An 18,983-nucleotide genomic window follows, 5' to 3' on the forward strand; every position below is an offset into this window, starting at 1 on the left:
TATAACCATGCCTTTATTAAAAGCTTTACGCCTAACTGTATTTCTTCACAAGTAAGATTATTAAACCGGGTTTTATTTTTATATGTCAACAATTATGTTACTATTTTGAATAACGAATATCCATCCCCATCAAAAATAGGGATAAAAAGGAGAAGGCTATTATGTATATTCCAAAATACTATCAAGTTACAGATACCAATGAAATAATAGAAGTCATTGAGGGAAACTCATTTGCAACATTAGTCACAACAAAAAATGGGAAACCCATTGCTTCCCACCTGCCGCTACAGCTTCATAAACAGGGAGAGGATTATTGTATAACTGGACATATGGCTTATGGGAATCCGCAATGGAGAACATTTGAAACATGTGACGATGTTCTAGTCATCTATCAAGGACCACATGGGTATGTTTCTTCTTCATGGTATGGGCATGAAAATGTTCCGACATGGAACTACCAAGCAGTACATGTATATGGTCAAGCAAGTATTTTAAGCGCGGAAGAGTTAATACAAGATCTAACAAATTTGCTGGAGAAATATGAGAAACATCGTGAGAACCCAGTTTTATGGGATAAGTTATCGCCTCAGCTATTAAAAAGTGAGTTAAAAGGGATTGTTGGTTTTAAAATAAAAGTGCAAGAGGTTCAAGCTGCCTTTAAATTAAGTCAGAATCGAAATGAAGAGGATTATCATAACATCGTTGAAAAATTACAAGAGGAAGAAAATCAAAGTTCTCAACAATTGGCAAAAGTGATGAAAAAGACAATAAAAGGGGGTAAGTAATTATTCCACTCAGCAAAACCAGCCCAACGACAGATCAGGCCATCTACAACAGATGGCCAATTTTAACATTATTTGTTTAAATGAATTAGTTTATCAGGATTCGAGACCATGTATATCTTGGCTATTTTCCCATCGTTCACTTCAATTGAAACTACATAATCGATCCTTCCATTAATTATTATGACAATACCCGGACTGCCATTCACATTTTTAAATTGGTAAGTTGCATTCTCAGGAAGTCTAGTAATGACGCCTAGTAAGAAACGTGCAATATGATCCGCACTGAAGATTGGCCGCAATGCAGCAGTAACTTTCCCGCCGCCATCCGAATAGAAAACGGCATCCTTTTTTAACATTGCATGAATCTGATCAATATCTCCGTCAAGGACTGCCTGAGAAAATTTTTCTATATATGTTTTTGAGTGGTGTTTATCAGACCTTTTAGAATCCACTCTGTGCAAAATCCCCTTTTTTGCCCGATGAAAAATCTGCCGGCAATTCGTGCTGCTTTTCCCTACGATTGAAGCAATGTCTTCATATTCATATTGAAAGACTTCACGCAACAGAAAAACGGCTCTTTCAACTTCCGTTAATTGTTGTAACAGCAATAAATAAGCCATCGATATGGACTCCTTTTTATCTAAAGAAATAGAAGGATTGTTTATATCATCTTCTATAATTGGTTCGGGCAGCCACTGTCCAATATAGACTTCCCGCTGTTTTGCCGCGGATCGCAGTTTATCAATGCACCGATTCGTTACGATATTGCATAAATAGGCCTTCATATTATTAATTTTGGTCTCGTTATCCGCTTCTCCCAATAAAATAAAAGCTTCGTGCACGATGTCCTCTGCATCCATTGCACTCCCAAGCATCCTATAGGCTAAGGAGAATAGTAATGGTTTATAGGTTTGATAAACCTGGGCCATTTCCAAAATCAATCACTCTCTCATACTAAGACTTTACTTTTTTCCAGAATATGCGCGGCTGCCCGCTTTCCGCTCGCAACAGCCCCATCAGCCAATAATTCATCATGGCCTGCCCAATCTCCTGCAATGTAAAGTCCTTGCGTTGATGGAACTTCAGGTCCAATGGGATCATGCCGGCCAACTCTTGGGAAATCATGCACTACGGTGATTTTCGGCAAAAATTGTTGTGTGATAACCGCTTCCCTCCATCCTGGGTGGAGGAGATCCATTAATTTTTCCAGTTGTTCTTTATTTGTTAGAGGATCATAATCCTGGCATGTCGGATCATGATATTTTACTAAATGAACAACGGCATTCCCTTCTTTACATACCTTAGCGGCCCTGGATTCATTAGTGAAAAGAATAGGCTGATCCAAGCCTAATACAAACTGATGGTCCGGATTAGGCAAATGGGACAAACAGAGATCCAAACATGTCGCAGTAATCGGAACCGCCTGCCTTTTCCATAAAGATAGGGTGGAATTTTCAAGCAAACGGCAGGCTTCATTAGGTGGTACTGCTATAATAATATTCTCAGCTTCAATGGTTTCGCCACTTGCAAATTTAATGGTGTTTAATGGATGTCTGTAATCTACTTTTTCCACCTTACAATGACATCTTACTTTTACACCTAGACCTTCTGCCTTGTTTCTTAAATCCGCAACAATGGTCTCCCAACCGCCATCGACATAAATCACACCTGTTTTCAGTGTTCTTTGAAGTTGCCTTAAAACGGGGCGGGCTAGCTGAAGATGCGGGGCAAACGTATAAGTTGCTGTACGGCATAATGCATAAAAATGGTGCCTGATCATTGGACTTTTTATTTCTTTTTCTGCCCAGTCACTTAAACTAACTGTCATTATATTATCTATATTCATTTTCCAAATCTGAATGATCAACTGTGTAAATTGGATTTTTTCTGACCAAGAAATCATTGAAGACTTGAGAAGTGAACCTAGTCCTGTTGCAAAAGGAACCACTTCGTTTTTCCAAATACCATGCGTTTGAACAATCGCATTTTTTCCACTGATTTCAACACCAAGCTCTTTAAAAATAGTCATAGCTTCTCCACCCGAATAAAGTGCATGAGCTCCGATGTTAAACAGTGCACCGTTTTCGTTATTAGTCATTGATCGCCCGCCAAGACGATTGGATTTTTCAAATACAATGACATTTTTACCTTCCTTTGCTAAGTAATTGGCTGCCGTTAACCCTGCCAATCCACCGCCGATGATGGCTACATCAACTTTTTCCATTAAAATTCCTCCATTCATTCGTTCTACACTCAAGACGATTGAAGGAAAGATTTTGTGACAAAATGAATAAAAAAACCGTTCAAATTTCTGAACGGAGAGAATCAAATTATGCGTTAGTTAATTTATTTAAATTCCTGTTTTTATACCAAAGCCTACTAAAATTAAGCCGGTTGATTTTTGAAATGCCTTCTGGAATTTGGAGTTGTTCAACCATTTCTTGGCGTAATCAATTAGATAAACTAGAACTAAAAACCACGATACAGCGAGCAGGGTTAAGATTAAGGCTAATACAATCAATTGCTGATCTACATTTCCATTCAAATTAATAAATTGCGGCATGATTGTAATATAAACTAAAACAGTCTTTGGATTAAGAATATTACTAAGTAATGCTTGCATGAAGGAATTTTTATTATGCCGGTTTGAATACTCTATAGGTGTATTTGCGTGAGCTTGAATTTCTTTCAAAGAGAATGTGCTTTTCGCGAAAAAGCTTTTGATTCCTAAATAAATTAAGTATGCGGCTCCTAAATATTTGATTGTACTGAAAAGAATGACAGACTTTGCAATGACTACAGATAGCCCAAGAATCGCAATAAGCGTCCAAAAAGAAAGCCCCGCCGCCATTCCAAGAACCGTATAACGTCCAGCTTTCGGACCATAGCTAAGCGTGTTTTTCACCAGGAGCATAGTATCTGCTCCTGGTATAATAACCATCATTGCAGCAATTGATATGTAGGTTAGTAAGCTATCCATACTATTCTCCTTTTCTATTATTATAGTGACTGCTTAGGTAACCAGTATAGCAGATGTTATTGGAATTATGGATAAATATAAAGAACTTTTTAGAGGAGAGCTTTGGGAAAGCCTCGTGAATTTACTCCTCAAATTACCCTTTTGTAAGCAATTAAAAATTTTGGTTTAAAGTGGGAATATACTATTGAAAAAGAACAATATGGCATTTAAAATAAAATGACATGGAGTTCATTTTATTGAAGAAAAGAAAGGAGGCGGAATCGTTTATGAAAAAATTAGGTATTGCTGTAGTTATTATATTCGCTTTTGTGTTGGCGATTTCTGCAATCGTAAGATATTTTGTATTGGACCCTGCTTCGACTAATACGACTTTGGTTGAGCAGGGAATGAATATGTATGACTTTCATAATCAACCATGGAACATCGTTTTATTTGCTCATATTATTACTGCTTCACTTGCCATTTTGATCGGTCCATTTCAATTTTTCAAAAAGCTTAGGAACAAACGAAAGTCGCTGCATCGAAACATGGGGAAAGTTTATTTAGTTTCCATTTTAATCAGTGGGATTACGGGGATTTATTTATCGTTTTTTGCATTCGGGGGAGTTATTTCTAAATTAGGCTTTTTCTCCTTATCAACCGCTTGGCTTGTAACCACTTATTTGGCGTATAAAAACATTCGAATGAAGAGAATTCAAGAACATGAACGATGGATGTATAGAAGTTATGCAGTGACCTTTGTTGCGGTCACCTTTCGAATTTGGTCAGCAGCCATCGGTTATTCCTTAGATAATTTTGCAATTGGCTATACAGCGGCGATTTGGGTCAGTTTAATTGGGAATTTGGTTATAATGGAAATCTGGCTGAGGAAGAATCAAAATAGAAAGCTAGAAACCATTAAAACGAATCATACATTGTTTGACAAATAGAGTCATAGTAACAGGCGCTTTTAAAGGGCTGTCTAGAAGTGAATTTACACATTCTAGACAGTCCAAGAATCAGAAAAAGTAATTCTTACGCTTAAGTCTAATCAGCCAACACCATCGAATCTTCTTTGCTCCCCGATCTTGCTCTTCCAGCAAAGCTTCATTCTTCCATTTAAAGTGATCATATGCATAGTAGTCATCGCCGCGGCTTGGGACCATCGTTTCAAAATAAGATCTGTTCTCCGCTTCAAAAGTAAATAACCGTTCAAAATCTGCCTCGGATATTTTTTAATTAAGATTTTCATTTGCAGCCACCATCAACTAAGGATTATCCTCCCATTTTAAAACAAAACCGAACTCATTTATGAATATAAACACTGGTCCCAATGGGAACTCTGGATGATAGCTCGAGGACATCATGATTAAACATGCGGATACAGCCGTGCGAGACTTTTTTTCCAATCGAAGCGGGGTTATTTGTACCGTGTATCCCATAATGAGGTGCTGACAATCCCATCCAAAGCACTCCAAATGGTCCGCCTGGGTTCGGTTGTTTATTGATAATCGTGTATGTTCCGGCAGGTGTTGGAGTCAGCATTTTTCCAACTGCAATCGGAAAGGTTTTTATTAATTTCCGTCCATCAAACAATTTTAATTGATGCTTTGAAGTAGAGACATCAATCCATCTCACCATGAAGATCAACTCCGTTTTTTTGACTATTGTATGAGAAAGCTTAGGCTTTTGTTAATGACTGTTTCTGGGAGTAAAAAGGAAATAGTTTACAAATAATAAAAACATAAGCATGAAAATGGTAATGGAATAATGTCCACTTTTTTAAGAACAATAGTAAATAATATGAAAGGCTTTTGGAGGAGATCATGTGGCAAATGAAGCAAAACAGGATAATTTATTAACGCTTATAAAGAAGGGAAATAAATCCTCTGCCGTCGCAGCGATTGGTAATACAGTAATAGCAGCGGCCAAAGGAGTTGCCTATGTCTTAAGTGGAAATGGGGCTATGTTTGCTTCTACGATGCATTCCCTCGCCGATGCGGTAAATCAAGGGTTTGTCTTTGTCGGCAGTGTGCTTTCAGAAAAAAAACCGACACGCAGGTTTCCCGCTGGTTTTGGCAGGGTGATCAATATTTTCTGTATGATCGCAGTCATTGTTGTGACTATCATGGCTTATGAAACAATTAAAGAAGGATGGCATTTACTTCAACACCCCGTAGGCAACACAGGTGGAATTTTGCTGAGCGTCATTGTTTTAATTATTAACCTTGCAATCGATGGGGCGATTCTAGTTAAAGCGATGAAAGAGATATTAAAAGAAGCGAGAGTTGAAAATATAAAGGGATTTGGGATTGTATCAGGAGCATTGAAAAATGTTGGGAGAGCAGCCCCTCCTACCCGCCTAGTCTTTTACGAGGATATCGTTGCGTGTTTAGGTGCATTATTAGCGCTGGTTGCTGTAGTGGTGACTTCATTAACAAACTATCATGCGTTAGATGGGATCGCCACTATTCTTATCGGGATCCTTATGGTTGGAGTGGCTTTCAGGGTGGGATATGATAATATGGTCGGTCTCATAGGAGTAGCTGCCCCACAGGAAATAGTGGAAAGAGTTCAGAATGCTATCTTTAGTGATAAGGAAGTTGCTGATATAAGAAAGCTTCGGATTTTACAAGAGGGAAGATACTATCATGTCGAGGGACTCATCGAATTAAGAAAAGGCCTCTCCCTCTCAATTGCTGATGATATAAAGTTCAGGGTTCAGGATAAGATTATGGATGATCCAGATATAACTGATGTAACTCTCGGAATTATTGAGGATGATGATATAAGAAGCTGGTCCACTGATAATTTGAAGGGACTGACGTGAAAAAAGGAAAGGGGCTATCCAATATCGGTTTTTCCGTTATTGGATGCCCCTTTTTCGTTTTTTTTTGAAAGTGTAATACATTGACTTAATAAATCAAAAGGTTCCTGGGCAATAAAACCTGCTTCATTTACCTAAAAACTTAAATGGAAGCTGCCCGGTCAATGAAGGCCTGTTTCATTTACTCAAAAAATCAAAATAGTACTCGAACGGTCAATGAAAGTGTTCCTTTCAACAAAAAATACCAAAACAATTCCTTATTTTAAATCCTCAATTGAATTGATCTTAACATAATCCGGGACAACTAATCCAAGCTTTGTCCCTTCTAGGTTCGGCCCAAGGTCAACGATATCGCTCTTATACGTATTGTAATAGTCGAGATGAGTAGTTGGTAGCCAGGCGGCGACCATCGCATCTGCACTGGCGTTTGCAATACCGGCAAACATCGGGCCGACTTCAACCTGACTCAGCGTCACATCGTAGCCATTCATCTCAAGCACCTTCGCAATGACATTTGTGCTCGCTATTTCCGTATCCCACGCGACGTAAACAAGTTTGATCTTTTCTCCATTCCCTGCCCTGGCACCGTTTGTCCACTTGGCTACTTTGTCTGGATTGGCAGCAATCCATTTTTCAGCGGCATTAGCAGGATCTGAGCCTTTTTCGATCTCGACCATTACGTTTTCCATATCACTCGTTTCCCATAAGAATTGATCGAGGATTTGGTAAGCCCCAGGGGCATCTTGATCAAGTCCTTTTCTAACGATTGTATGAATATTTTCAGCTTTGCCAAAGGCACCTTTTGGATCTTCGAGATACTTTAAATCAAATGATGAGAACATCCAATGTGGAGACCATCCCGTGACAATAATAGGTTCCTTCTTATCGATGGCTTTCTTTAATACAGCAACCATTGCGGCTGATGAGCCTTCGACTAGCTGCCATTTTTCCAATCCGTACTCCTCTAACATTTGGTGGGACGTTGTCATTATTCCAGCCCCAGGCTCAATCCCAATAATTTTATAATCAGTTTGAGCTCCGATTCCACTCGCATTTTCATCTACAGCAGTACTCTTTGTAAACGATAAAACGAGTGCAGTTCCTACTAGTAGGATTGCCAAAATGGATAAAATCACCTTTTTACCAACAATATTTTCATACGCCGGCTTGCGAAGGTTTTGCGAGATCCGGTCGAGAATAATGGCAATAATCACGATGGATAGCCCGGCTTCAAAACCTTGTCCCACATTTATTTGGCTAACCGCTCGATAAACGTCCGCTCCAAGTCCCGGCGCTCCAACTAATGATGCCGTCACAACCATGGATAGGGCGAGCATGATGCTCTGGTTTACTCCCGCCATAATCGTTGGCGTGGCTAAAGGCAATTGGACCTTGAACAATTTTTGGCTAGGTGTAGAACCGAAAGCATCTGAAGCTTCAATTAAATCTTCCGGCACTTCCTGTATCCCAAGATTGGTCATACGGATCGTCGGAGCAATCGCAAAAATAAAGGAAGCAATAATTCCCGGAACAACGCCAATTCCGAAAAATAAAATAGATGGAATTAAATAGACAAAAGCCGGCATCGTTTGCATGAAATCTAAAATGGGTGTAATAATGCTTTGTGCTGTTTTACTCCGTGCACACCAAATTCCTAGCGGGATCCCAATGACAATTGTGAGCAAGCCTGACAAAACGACGATGGCCAGTGTTTGAATACTTGAATCCCAATATCCAAGATTATCAATCAACAGTAAGCTGATCAGCGTAAAAATCCCTAATGGCCATCTGCTCGTATAGGTAACTAAAAGGGCCAAAATGATAATTAAAACGATAGGAGGACCTGCACTTAATACATCCACTAAAATATTTAAAAGCCCCTCGACCGCACTTGTTATAAATGAAAATAATCCAGCAAATGTAATGGTTATCCAATTAACGAGTGTATCGATCCATTGTCCTAATGGGATTTTTGGCATGCTCAATCACTCTCCAAATCGTTCAAAGAATCTTTATTTCCTGCTAGAGCTCCAATGACGGCACCACGAATAACGATTCCTTTCAATCTTTTCTCTTCGTCTATAACCGCTAATGGCAGACTGGATGTTGCTATATCATCCATAAAATCAGCAATCAATGCATCTTCTGTAACGGTTGGGAGGTCGGTTGCCATTGCTTCGGAAATGGATTGATTTTGGTCGATTGCCTGGCGAGCTTGTTCAGCCATTAACACGCCCAATAGCTTGTTTTTTCGATCAACGACAAATATGCTGGAATATCCTTGCTTTCGCATAATTTCCAGGGCCACCCTTGGACCGCGGTCTGGACTAATTTTTTCTGGCCGTTTCATTACATGGGATGCCGTTAATACTTTCGATAAATCAACATCTTCCACAAATTTCTCAACAAATTCATTGGCTGGATTCATCATGATTTGTTCAGGGGTTCCTAATTGAATGACGCTGCCGTCTTTCATTAAAGCAATTCTATCCCCAATTCGGAGTGCTTCATCTAAGTCATGCGTGATGAAAATAATTGTTTTTTTGTATAGTTCCTGAATTTCGAGTAATTCATCCTGCATGTCTTTACGAATGAGCGGGTCTAACGCACTGAACGCTTCATCCATTAATAAAATTTTTGTATCACTTGCAAGAGCCCGTGCAAGCCCGACCCTTTGCTGCATTCCGCCGCTTAATTGGGATGGGAGCTGGTCTTCATAGCCTTTTAAACCAACGACTTCAAGGGCTTTCAGCGCTTTTTCACGGCGTTCAGCAGGAGGAACATTCTTAATTTCGAGACCAAATTCTGTGTTTTCTAAAATGGTTTTGTGCGGAAATAAAGCAAACTTTTGAAAGACCATACTAATTTTCTTTTGTCTAACTTCTCGGAGTCTTGCGGCATTCATCTTGACGATATCTTCATTTTCAATCAGAATTTCCCCGATTGTAGGGTCAATCAGCCTATTAAACATACGGATTAAGGTTGATTTTCCACTTCCGGATAACCCCATGATGACAAAAATTTCGCCGGGGAAGATTTCGAAATGGACCTTATTCACACCAACGGTTTGCCCAGTTGCTTTCAAAATTTCCTTTTTCGATTTTCCTTTCTTTAATAAGTCAATGGCGGCTTTAGGAGATTTGCCAAAAATCTTTGAGACATTTTTAACTTCTACAATAGGCTCCAATCTACACACCTCATTTTTCCAAGTTGCCAAATATCATATGTAGTTTTACCGATTTATTCATTTAATATGTTGGTTTTGTGCAGGGGGAATGGCGGATGAAAAATTTCGAAAGGAAGTTATTTAGTGGGGTTTGTCCCAAACATTCATTTCCATTTCGAATATTATTTTAATAAAAGGCAGGTGAGTTAAATGTATTTAGTAGGTTTCTATTCGCCAAAAGCAAAGTCAGGTGTAACCGAATTGTCTTTATCGATTTATCAGTGGCTCAAAATGAATACGCCTTTATCTGCTGCGTTTATTTCCTATGCGGCTTTAGAAAAAGAAGAGAACTCCAATGAGTTTATCCACGAATTCTCCAAATTATCATTAACAGAGCAAAAACAAAAAGTAAAAAGGATGAAGAAGGAATACGATATTATTATTTACGACGCCTCTAGTCAGCTTTCCGAAGGGGTTTTAAAGCTTTTGCCTATTGTGGATCGATTATTTGTTGTTGGTGAAGAGCATACAAACTTTGCAGTTAAACTGCATCAAATCATTCAATTTAATAAAATTTTTGATAAGAGTGTAAAGAGTTTTATTACACATTTACAGGGGAATAAAACTTTTGTAATCCGTGAAAATAAGGTCGATCGTGTAATTGGATTTAATTATACAAAAGAAGAAGCAAATGAAATTGGACAAATGGTGTATACAGATTATGTTAGTCATTATTTAGAGGGGAAATTTATTGAGAAAAATGAAAAAGTCTATAAAAAAATTAAACGAATTCCGAAAGAAGAATTGTACAGCGGCTTGTACAAACTAGGGATTGATTTTGAAAAAGCACTGCTCTTTCATAAGTTTATTATGATGCGTGAAGCATTAGGGCAAGACTACCATGACGCACTTGAAAATCTTTTTCCCCTATTAATAAACTCCTCTTTCCAAGAACTTCTGGAAAAATTTGGAAGTGAATTTTATTTCATAACAAAATTTAAAATTTAATCATCATCCATTTATCATTCCTCTAAAAACTCTTCCGCGTTATGCGCTGTCCTCTTGTCATAATCTCAAATATTATTTCGTTTTATTTTTCTCCTAATGACAAAAGCTATGGAAAGGTTGTGAGAGAAAAACAAATTGGAGGAATGGACAAATGACGAATTACGATTTAATTATTAAAAATGGGCAGATCGTGACAGTGGATTCCGTTGTTCAAGGAGATATTGCCATTAAGGATGGAAAAATCATTTCAGCAGGTAAATCAATCGAAGGAACAGCAGCTAAAGAAATTAATGCAGAAGGACTTCATATTCTGCCTGGCCTGATTGACACACATGTCCATTTTAATGAACCAGGAAGAGCGGAATGGGAAGGATTGGAGACAGGAAGCAGAAGCTTAGCTGCCGGCGGGGTGACAACCTTTTTCGATATGCCATTGAACAGTACCCCTCCGACCGTTAATAAAGAGAACTTAGAGATAAAAAGTTCCCTTGCCGCTGAAAAGTCCATTGTGAATCCGCGTTTTTGGGGCGGGCTAGTCCCGGAAAATATTGATGATTTAAAGGGCCTGCATGAAAATGGCGTGATAGGCTTTAAGGCATTTATGTCACCGAGCGGAATTGATGATTTTAATAATGTGGATGACGAATCCATTTATAAGGGAATGAAGGAGATTGCCTCTCTTGGTTCGCTATTAGCCGTTCATGCGGAAAGTACGGTCATGTGTGATCAGCTTGCGAGTGAAAAAATAAGTCAAGGGAAAGTATCAGCAAGAGACTTTGTGGAATCCCGTCCGATTATTTCTGAAGTAGAAGCAGTAAGAAGAGTCCTTTCTTATGCAGAGCTAACGGGATGTAAGCTGCATATTGTCCATGCAAGCAGCCGCAGAGTTGTGAAGCTTATTAATGAAGCAAAGGAAAGCGGCTTAGAGGTCACAGTGGAAACATGTCCACATTATTTATCGCTGACAGTAAAGGATTTAGAAGAAAAAGGTGTATTAGCGAAGTGTGCCCCGCCATTAAGAGATGAGGATGAAGTAGAAAATCTTTGGGCTGCTGTTGCAAATGGGGAAATTGATGTCATCGGTTCCGACCATTCACCAGCACCAGCATCCATGAAAGAAAGCACAGGCAATATTTTTGAAGGGTGGGGCGGCATTTCAGGAGCACAATCTACGTTAAATATTTTGTTAACCGAAGGGCATTTTAAAAGAAAACTGCCTTTAGAAAAAATTGTTGAGTTAACCTCGACAAACCCGGCAAAAGTATTCGGACTTTCCAATAAAGGAACGATTGCCGCCGATTACGATGCTGATTTGACACTTGTGAATCTGGACGAAAGCTTTGAACTGAAGAAGGAAGATTTATTCTATCGTCATCAGCATTCCCCATATGTTGGCATGACCTTTAAAGGAAAAGTCACAACAACGATTGTTGGCGGGAAAGTAGTATTTGAAAATGGGAAACTGATGGAGAAATAATAGAAGATTGCCCCGTTCCTTTACTGGAACGGGGTTATTTATTGTAATTTTATTGTTCAGTCATGGTAAAATCGTGAAAAAATAGTCCTGGGAGAGAGCAATATGCATATCCGTAAACTAAATATTAATGAAAACCCACCAATTGAATTATTGCTATTGGCTGATCCTTCTTTGAAATTAGTTGAGGAATATACACAAAGAGGAGAATGCTTTGTAGCTGAAATGGATGGTCAAATTGTTGGGGTGTATGTACTTCTTCAGACAAGACCTGAAACGGTGGAACTGGTGAATATTGCAGTGATTGAAACGCACCAAGGCCACGGCATCGGGAAACAACTCATTATACATGCAATCCAGACAGCTAAATTATCTGGATACAAAACAATGGAAGTGGGTACTGGAAATTCAAGTATTGGACAATTAGCTCTTTATCAAAAATGTGGTTTTCGAATGACCGGTATTGATCTAGACTTTTTCACTAGGCATTACCCAGAAGAAATAATTGAGAACGGTATACTTTGCAGGGATATGGTCCGGTTATCGCAGGATTTGTAGATGAAAATGAAAAAATACAGCACAAAGAGACAATTAGCTGCCAAATTTGGTGGCTTTTTATTATTTAAAATGATTTATTACAATTATTTTATTTATAGATTTAACAACTGGTTACTAAAATAATATAACTTTAAATTTCTTTGGGAGACAAAGGGACTTTAACTTTAACCAATGAAAAAGGGACAAAAAAAACCTGTCCCTCTGTTAATTTTGAATAATATGGAGGTGACTGTGACTTTCCTTTACCACACCGCGAGACTTCTTAATCCAAATAACAATTAGAATGATAACTGTGAAACGAAAGGCAATTCCTATAACTCCTCCTTCTGGACCATATAATCCGCCAGAAATCCAAGAGTTGTCCAATAGCTTTAATTTAATTATTCCATCTGCTTTAAATCCACTAACAGGAAATCCTAATATTGGTGCTTGTATATAGTTCCATGCAAAATGGAGCGCCCATGGGAACCAAATTTTTCGTGTATATATAAATGCTAATCCATACATCACCCCGCCAAGACCGTTACTAAATGCGGATAACAATGTCGCATGGTCATTGTCATAATGCACAAAGCCAAAGTATATTGATGTAATAAGTAGTGGAAAAAATGGTTTTTTAAATAACATTATAAGAATTGTTAATATGATACACCTGAATACTAATTCCTCATATCCAGCTGATATAGAAATGAGCCCTGTATAATAAATTAAGGACTTTAAATTAAAGCCGATATTAGTTATCTCTACTAAACCCAAACTTAAACTAACTACAAAAATTCCGATCATTGCAGAGGTGGTGATCGCTAGCCCTGCCAAAATATCATTTCTGGAATAAATATCAGGGGTAAAGGGTGTAAATAGTCCTTTCCAATTCCTCGTTTTGGGCATATAGAGCTCCTTCGTTTTTGAATTTTATTCTCCTCTATTATACAGGATGAATTTTACATAATAATATATGTATGGAAAAATATAAATTATGTTGTTAAATCCTTTGGCACTAGGCAAACTCCTTCTTAAGCAAGCCTCTAGGTGAGGAGGACGCAGCCATACAATCACCTAAAGGCTTGTAACAAGTTATTGAAATTTATCACGCAAACTCATAATACTATAAATTAATGCAGCATCTCTGCCCATTTTACTGTGAGACTTGATTTTGGGACGCAGACATTTTTGAAATAGCTGGTCGCACCGTTTTGTTCGGCCATATCTATCATAACATTCGTCATGTAATTTACAGCACGCATCTACCTCATTAATGGGAGACCCCGGCCCGGAACAACCTGGCCCACAATACCTGTACCCCGGCATACAAATCCCAAAGTGTGGCCGTCTATAGCTCATTATTCCCCCTCCTTCCCTGACAAGCACTGAGATACAATAGAGTATGATTTTCAGCTTTAAATGGAAAGGCTTTTAACTGCCATATGTGAATGCATCTGGAAAAAAGGAATTTTAGGAGAGAGCAGTGCACTCTGGATGAGCAAGAGGTACACGGAGACTTGGCATAGACTGTATTGTGCTACCGGAAGTGAAATAAGCGGAGGTTTTCCGGTTATATACAGAAAGGAGCTAGTTTGGGGGTAAATAAGGGGAGGATTTCCGACTATGCAAAGAAAAATCCCCCATTTTTGAATTTTTTGAGTAAATAGGCGGAATCTCTCCGTCTATTAAGGCTATTTTCAATGATATTTTCTAATTAAGCGGAATTTTTCCGTCTATTTATCAGCTTGGGTGCTTATTTTAATCCCCCAACCAAAAAGTGCGGCCCCCTTGTTAAGAGTTATCTATTTTTTTATTAAAAAGCACCGGAGCAGAATCCACGTTTTTTAACCACAGATGTTCTATTCCATTCATTCCATCATTAATCCATACATCTCCTTGGTGACCCTTTTTAGTCATTCGAAACCATGTGATTGCTGACCCAACGACTTGCGGTGCATGATCTAATTCATCTTTCTTCGGAAAGGTAATCTGCTTTTGTTCTCCCGATTTAAGATTAATGACGTATAGAGCTGTAAACATTGTTGGAACGGGGCCTTCTTTCCATTCCTTGTTTTCTTTTGCTCGGGCAACAATAACTTGATCTGGAGTGAACCATTCGATATCAAGGTCGACAAAACCTTTAGGGGTGTATTCCATTCGTTTGGTCATGACAGGAATGTCTGCAATGGCTGCGTTCTTGTTTTCAACCCAAAATCTCCCTTCACCCGATATGAAGGCTAGTTGATTTTTTGTAGGAGCCCATTTGATCCAGTTTTCATACCAGAGCATCTTTCCTACGACTTGAAAGTGGTCTCCTCTTGATGAAAGGACGCATAATGTATTGCTGTCATTGGACCAAGAAGCAGTCGGCGTTGCTAGGAAACTAATCCATTTCCCATCAGTACTCCATTTAAAATATTCAGCATCGATTGCAAATAAATCTTTTTCATCTGTTTGAATGGTATAAAATAGCTTAATTTTATTATTATTTAAATTGGCATCAGCTGACACTTTAAAAAGATGAACAGGTTCCCACCCAGTAGGAAGCAGATTAGATTGCGATGAAACAATAAATTCTTTTCCGCTGGGGAACCATGCAAAATCACTCACACCAAGGGAAACATTCTCAAATCCGTGTGGCCGTCCATTTTTTGATTTCGTCACGTTTAGGACACCGCCCGCATTATAGGCTAGCTGATTTGCTACAGGCGACCATTTGAAATTTCTTGTTTCAATCGTTTCATATGGTTGGTAGATTTCCTTTTCCTTGGAATCGTACACATACAAATATGTTTTTTCTTGTTTCTCATCACCATCCAAAAAGGCAATGAACCGCCCATCCATTGACCATTGGGGATTGAATACATAGCGGCCTGCTGTCAGTTGAATTTCTTTATCGCCTTCCTTTATCCATAATTGATGATCTCGTATAAATGCAGCCTTAAGTGAAACTTCGGCAAAAGCATCCACTGTAAAATGAAAACTAGTAAATAGAATTATTAATAAAATCCTCAATACCATAAATCATCCCTCCATGTCATAGGATGTCCCATCAAGGGAAAACAATGGCCTCAATGCTGATTGGAAAAATGCTCCTCATCCAAAAGTCGTAGATTTTCTTCAAACGATTTGCGTAAATGCTTTCCTCCAACCTTCCGATGTGACCAGCGCTTTCTTTTTCTAAAATAAAAGTAAGAAAACAAAAGAAAGCGAGTGAATCAGATGAACAATAAAATGGTTGTAATGATTACAGGGGCATCGAAAGGTCTTGGAAGGGCATTGACATTGGCATTTGCCAAAAAAGGAGTACGGCTTGCGATTTGTTCGAGAGGGGAAGGGATGCTGCGCAAGGTTGAGCACGAAGCGAGGGAGCTTGGGGCTGAGATCATTGCAGTGGAGGCGGATGTTACGAATGTACGAGATGTAAATCGGTTCGTCTCAATTGTAGAAGAAACATTCGGAAGGGTAGATATTTTAGTAAATAATGCATCCGTATTTGGACCAGGTCCTACGCTGCTGGCCGATTATCCGGATCATGACTTTGCGGAAGTGATACGGATGAATGTAGTTAATCCTTTCCTTGTGACAAAGCGTGTATTGCCAGGCATGCTAATTAGAAATACCGGAAGAATTCTGAATGTCACATCGGAAGCTGGAAAAACCGGATTTGCTGAATGGGGTGCTTATGGGATTTCTAAATTTGCGGTGGAAGGCTTAACACAAACTTGGGCTGATGAGCTGGAGGATACAGGTGTAAGTATTGGGATGGTTGACCCTGGAGAAATGGATACAGAGATGCACGCTATTGCCGTTCCTGATTGTGATTATGAGCTTAGTAACCCTCATGATGTCGCAAAGGCATTTGTTTATCTCGGACTAAATGAATCAGTAGACGTGAACGGAAAGCGATTTGAGGCACAATCGATTTTAGAAGAAAAAAGGGGGCCACTCCTATGATGCTAGCTGCACGTCCATTCCAAGTCCATGAAGATTTAAATGCAAATACGCCGGCTGAATACCGAGGAATACCGAGGGATCACGTCCGTTTAATGGCGCTCGATTCGAAAACGGGAGACAGCTTCCATAATTATTTTTACGACCTGGGTTCTTACTTGCAAGAGGGAGATTTGCTTGTCCTGAATAATAGCCGTACCATACCAGCCGTGTTAAAAGGGAAAAGGGGAAAGCAAAATATTGAAATTCGCTTATCCCGGAAAATATCTGAATTTGAATGGGAGGCACTTGTCACAGAAGGGATACTGAAGGTAGGGGAAGAAATAGATTTACCAGGTAATCTAACAGCAACCATTACTGGGCAGGGAAATGAAGCCCCATTAATTATTCTCGCATTTTCAAAAAGTGGAATTGAGCTTTACGATACGATCTATCAATACGGGGAGCCGCTGTACTATGAATATATTGAAACCCCTTGGCCGTTAGAAATGTATCAAACTGTTTATGCCTCTGTTCCGGGCTCTGTAGAAATGCCCTCTGCTGGAAGAGCTTTTACGTGGAAGCTGCTAAATAATCTGAAGAAAAAAGGTGTAAACATTGCTTATTTGCAGCTTCATACGGGCTTAAGCTATTACGGAAAGGACCGCTGGCCAAACCCAAGCAAACATCTTGAAGCATTTAATGTTCCAAAGGAAACGGCTGATCTGGTAAACACAACGAAAAAAAATAACGGGCGTGTCATAGCAGTAGGTACTACTGTCGTTCGGGCACTAGAAGCAGCTGTCGATAAGGCCGGTAATGTTGAAGCACGGGCTGGGATCACGAATTTATATATTAAAAAAGGCTTTCCTCTAAAAGCAGTCGACGGCCTCATAACCGGTTTTCATGAACCTGAAGCGAGCCACTTGGACCTTCTTACGGCATTTATTCAAGAGCCGCTTCTGATGAAAGCTTACACTGAAGCGCTAGCAGACGGATACCTTTGGCATGAGTTTGGCGATATGAACTTGATTTTGCCGATGGGAGCAAGAGGATGAAATGGCATCATGGAGGCATTCAAGTTCGAAATATAGAAGAAGCCATTGAATTCTATGAACGTGTTTTCGAATTTAAGCTCGAACAATATCTTTCTTTGCCCGGTGAAAAAATAGCCTTTCTTATAAAAGAAGAGGTAAGAATCGAATTAATTGAGTCAGAGGAAGCGCCTGTCCCTTTCAGTACTATTCATCTGTCGTGGCAGGTGGAGGATTTAGCGGAGTGGATTAGAAATCTGAGTGTAAAGGGATTTAATATTTCAGAAGGACCTTATAAGCTGAAAAATGGCTGGGATATTGTCTTTTACGAGGGTCTTAATGATGAAGTAATAGAATTGGTTCAAGTTAGTGAAGGATATAAATAAAAGCATTCAGGGACATCCTTGAATGCTTTTTCCACCTCTTATTCAGCGTATACTTTCTGGACTCGTCCAACCTGTCCATCTGTCAGCCTGACTTTAATGCCATGAGGATGGGTGCTCGATTTTGTGAGCAGGTCCTTTACGATGCCTCTTGTCAGCTTTCCTGTTCTTTGATCGGCTTTAAGAACAATATCAACAGTCATGCCAGGGAATACATTTTTCCGGTTTTGTCCGTTCATTAGACGCCCATTTTTCTGCGTGTATTACTTGGTTTCTTTGATTGCTGGCTCTTCAGCTTTTTCGTTGATAAATCACCATTTGCTGCACCTTTGCCGGAAGCATTGGCCTGATTTTTTTTCTTTTCAAGCTGCTGCTTCATTGCCTCTTGCAGGCTAATTTTCTTTTTAGGTGCTTCTGATTGATTATTTTCAGACATAGAAGGTTCCTCCATTTAATATGATAGTGAACTCAGTATAATCTATTTTTAGTTGTTTGTGAAATTGAAAAAAGAAAAAGATTTGGCAGTGACCATATAACATAAAAAAAGAATTAAAGAGTCTTTAGTCTCCCTAATTCCTTGCCTTCAGTATGTTCATTGCAAATGAGAAGGTAAATCAGAATCGTCTTTATTTAAAGTTTCAATAAATATATTGTCTTGAAAAGCTGGTTGCTTGCTTTGCTGAATAAGCTGACCGTTTTGAATCAGTTGAATGAGGCTTTGAATATCTTCTTTTGTTGCGGGCTGTTTTTCCTTTTTCAGAGAATAACCTAATTGTCCATTAGATTCGATTGTGGCAAATTCAACATCATTGATCATATCTACTCTCCTTATCAGAATCTATATGTATTTTTAGTTTAAATTAACCTTTTATAC

Annotated in this window: 22 protein-coding genes; 9 read left to right on the forward strand and 13 right to left on the reverse strand. The window is 39.0% G+C overall.

All coding sequences use genetic code 11. The annotated features are described in order from the left end of the window. The first annotated feature begins 161 nt into the window (after positions 1-161). The gene (locus tag AR328_RS04710) at positions 162-785 is read left to right on the forward strand and encodes an FMN-binding negative transcriptional regulator (protein WP_066290838.1); all 624 of its coding nucleotides are present in this window, start codon (positions 162-164) and stop codon (positions 783-785) included. A 68-nt stretch (positions 786-853) separates the two neighbouring features. On the opposite strand, the gene AR328_RS04715 is transcribed toward AR328_RS04710, so the two are convergent. The 3 genes from AR328_RS04715 to AR328_RS04725 form a co-directional block, all read right to left on the reverse strand. Continuing rightward, positions 854-1,720 carry an RNA polymerase sigma-70 factor gene (locus AR328_RS04715; protein WP_066291923.1) on the reverse strand — a complete coding sequence of 289 codons (867 nt, stop codon included), beginning with the start codon at positions 1,718-1,720 and terminating at the stop codon, positions 854-856. 14 nt (positions 1,721-1,734) lie between these two features. Beyond that, complete coding sequence (locus tag AR328_RS04720; protein WP_066290841.1) at positions 1,735-3,009, reverse strand: phytoene desaturase family protein; 1,275 nt, start codon at positions 3,007-3,009, stop codon at positions 1,735-1,737. 126 nt (positions 3,010-3,135) lie between these two features. Next, on the reverse strand, positions 3,136-3,765 hold the full coding sequence (locus AR328_RS04725) for a homoserine/threonine efflux transporter (protein WP_066290843.1): 630 nt from the start codon (positions 3,763-3,765) through the stop codon (positions 3,136-3,138). 236 nt (positions 3,766-4,001) lie between these two features. Between AR328_RS04725 and AR328_RS04730 the strand changes: the two genes are divergently transcribed. Then, positions 4,002-4,694 carry a DUF2306 domain-containing protein gene (locus tag AR328_RS04730; RefSeq protein WP_231734757.1) on the forward strand — a complete coding sequence of 231 codons (693 nt, stop codon included), beginning with the start codon at positions 4,002-4,004 and terminating at the stop codon, positions 4,692-4,694. 101 nt (positions 4,695-4,795) lie between these two features. Here the strand turns inward: AR328_RS04730 and AR328_RS04735 are convergent, their stop codons facing one another. Together AR328_RS04735 and AR328_RS04740 are read right to left on the reverse strand one after the other, a co-directional pair. Next, complete coding sequence (locus AR328_RS04735) at positions 4,796-4,996, reverse strand: hypothetical protein (protein ID WP_066290848.1); 201 nt, start codon at positions 4,994-4,996, stop codon at positions 4,796-4,798. Between the two features lie 53 nt (positions 4,997-5,049). Continuing rightward, complete coding sequence (locus AR328_RS04740; protein ID WP_066290851.1) at positions 5,050-5,385, reverse strand: L,D-transpeptidase; 336 nt, start codon at positions 5,383-5,385, stop codon at positions 5,050-5,052. A gap of 187 nt (positions 5,386-5,572) precedes the next feature. Between AR328_RS04740 and AR328_RS04745 the strand changes: the two genes are divergently transcribed. Beyond that, positions 5,573-6,574: a cation diffusion facilitator family transporter gene (locus tag AR328_RS04745; protein WP_066290853.1), complete on the forward strand. Its 1,002-nt coding sequence runs from the start codon at positions 5,573-5,575 to the stop codon at positions 6,572-6,574. Between the two features lie 254 nt (positions 6,575-6,828). Here AR328_RS04745 and AR328_RS04750 read toward each other — a convergent pair whose 3' ends face one another. Together AR328_RS04750 and AR328_RS04755 are read right to left on the reverse strand one after the other, a co-directional pair. Further along, positions 6,829-8,550: a glycine betaine ABC transporter substrate-binding protein gene (locus AR328_RS04750; RefSeq protein WP_066290859.1), complete on the reverse strand. Its 1,722-nt coding sequence runs from the start codon at positions 8,548-8,550 to the stop codon at positions 6,829-6,831. Between the two features lie 2 nt (positions 8,551-8,552). Continuing rightward, complete coding sequence (locus AR328_RS04755) at positions 8,553-9,758, reverse strand: quaternary amine ABC transporter ATP-binding protein (RefSeq protein ID WP_066290864.1); 1,206 nt, start codon at positions 9,756-9,758, stop codon at positions 8,553-8,555. 189 nt (positions 9,759-9,947) lie between these two features. Here AR328_RS04755 and AR328_RS04760 point away from each other — a divergent pair, with 189 nt between their 5' ends. The 3 genes from AR328_RS04760 (at position 9,948) to AR328_RS04770 (ending at position 12,777) form a co-directional block, all read left to right on the forward strand. Continuing rightward, complete coding sequence (locus AR328_RS04760) at positions 9,948-10,745, forward strand: hypothetical protein (protein WP_066290870.1); 798 nt, start codon at positions 9,948-9,950, stop codon at positions 10,743-10,745. 151 nt (positions 10,746-10,896) lie between these two features. Then, complete coding sequence (locus AR328_RS04765) at positions 10,897-12,222, forward strand: allantoinase (protein ID WP_066290873.1); 1,326 nt, start codon at positions 10,897-10,899, stop codon at positions 12,220-12,222. Positions 12,223-12,324: 102 nt separating this feature from the next. Beyond that, positions 12,325-12,777, forward strand: coding sequence for a GNAT family N-acetyltransferase (locus AR328_RS04770; RefSeq protein ID WP_066290876.1), 453 nt, complete (start codon positions 12,325-12,327; stop codon positions 12,775-12,777). A gap of 204 nt (positions 12,778-12,981) precedes the next feature. Here the strand turns inward: AR328_RS04770 and AR328_RS04775 are convergent, their stop codons facing one another. The 3 genes from AR328_RS04775 to AR328_RS04785 form a co-directional block, all read right to left on the reverse strand. Beyond that, positions 12,982-13,665, reverse strand: a complete 684-nt coding sequence (locus AR328_RS04775; protein WP_066290880.1) for a CPBP family intramembrane glutamic endopeptidase — start codon at positions 13,663-13,665, stop codon at positions 12,982-12,984. A gap of 186 nt (positions 13,666-13,851) precedes the next feature. Beyond that, a complete protein-coding gene (locus tag AR328_RS04780) occupies positions 13,852-14,118 on the reverse strand; it encodes a Parvovirus coat protein VP1-like protein (protein ID WP_066290889.1) in 267 nt (88 codons plus the stop codon). A gap of 432 nt (positions 14,119-14,550) precedes the next feature. Further along, positions 14,551-15,780 carry a translocation protein TolB gene (locus AR328_RS04785; RefSeq protein ID WP_066290891.1) on the reverse strand — a complete coding sequence of 410 codons (1,230 nt, stop codon included), beginning with the start codon at positions 15,778-15,780 and terminating at the stop codon, positions 14,551-14,553. Positions 15,781-15,981: 201 nt separating this feature from the next. Here AR328_RS04785 and AR328_RS04790 point away from each other — a divergent pair, with 201 nt between their 5' ends. The 3 genes from AR328_RS04790 to AR328_RS04800 are packed head-to-tail and all read left to right on the forward strand — an operon-like array spanning position 15,982 to position 18,112. Further along, positions 15,982-16,716, forward strand: a complete 735-nt coding sequence (locus AR328_RS04790) for an SDR family NAD(P)-dependent oxidoreductase (RefSeq protein WP_066290897.1) — start codon at positions 15,982-15,984, stop codon at positions 16,714-16,716. Continuing rightward, positions 16,713-17,750 (forward strand): S-adenosylmethionine:tRNA ribosyltransferase-isomerase, encoded by a 1,038-nt coding sequence (locus AR328_RS04795; RefSeq protein ID WP_066290899.1) that lies wholly within the window; start codon positions 16,713-16,715, stop codon positions 17,748-17,750. Before AR328_RS04790 ends, AR328_RS04795 begins: the two co-directional genes overlap by 4 nt. After that, positions 17,747-18,112, forward strand: coding sequence for a VOC family protein (locus AR328_RS04800; protein ID WP_066290901.1), 366 nt, complete (start codon positions 17,747-17,749; stop codon positions 18,110-18,112). The genes AR328_RS04795 and AR328_RS04800 overlap by 4 nt, the downstream gene beginning before the upstream one ends. A gap of 38 nt (positions 18,113-18,150) precedes the next feature. Here the strand turns inward: AR328_RS04800 and AR328_RS04805 are convergent, their stop codons facing one another. From AR328_RS04805 to AR328_RS04815, 3 genes are all read right to left on the reverse strand, one after another. Further along, complete coding sequence (locus tag AR328_RS04805; protein WP_066290906.1) at positions 18,151-18,348, reverse strand: YwbE family protein; 198 nt, start codon at positions 18,346-18,348, stop codon at positions 18,151-18,153. Next, positions 18,348-18,545 (reverse strand): hypothetical protein, encoded by a 198-nt coding sequence (locus tag AR328_RS04810; protein ID WP_066290908.1) that lies wholly within the window; start codon positions 18,543-18,545, stop codon positions 18,348-18,350. Before AR328_RS04810 ends, AR328_RS04805 begins: the two co-directional genes overlap by 1 nt. A gap of 156 nt (positions 18,546-18,701) precedes the next feature. After that, on the reverse strand, positions 18,702-18,926 hold the full coding sequence (locus tag AR328_RS04815) for a YetF domain-containing protein (protein ID WP_066290910.1): 225 nt from the start codon (positions 18,924-18,926) through the stop codon (positions 18,702-18,704). Positions 18,927-18,983: the final 57 nt, after the last annotated feature.

Source organism: Bacillus sp. FJAT-29937 (assembly GCF_001509555.1).
Lineage (GTDB): Bacteria > Bacillota > Bacilli > Bacillales > Cytobacillaceae > Cytobacillus.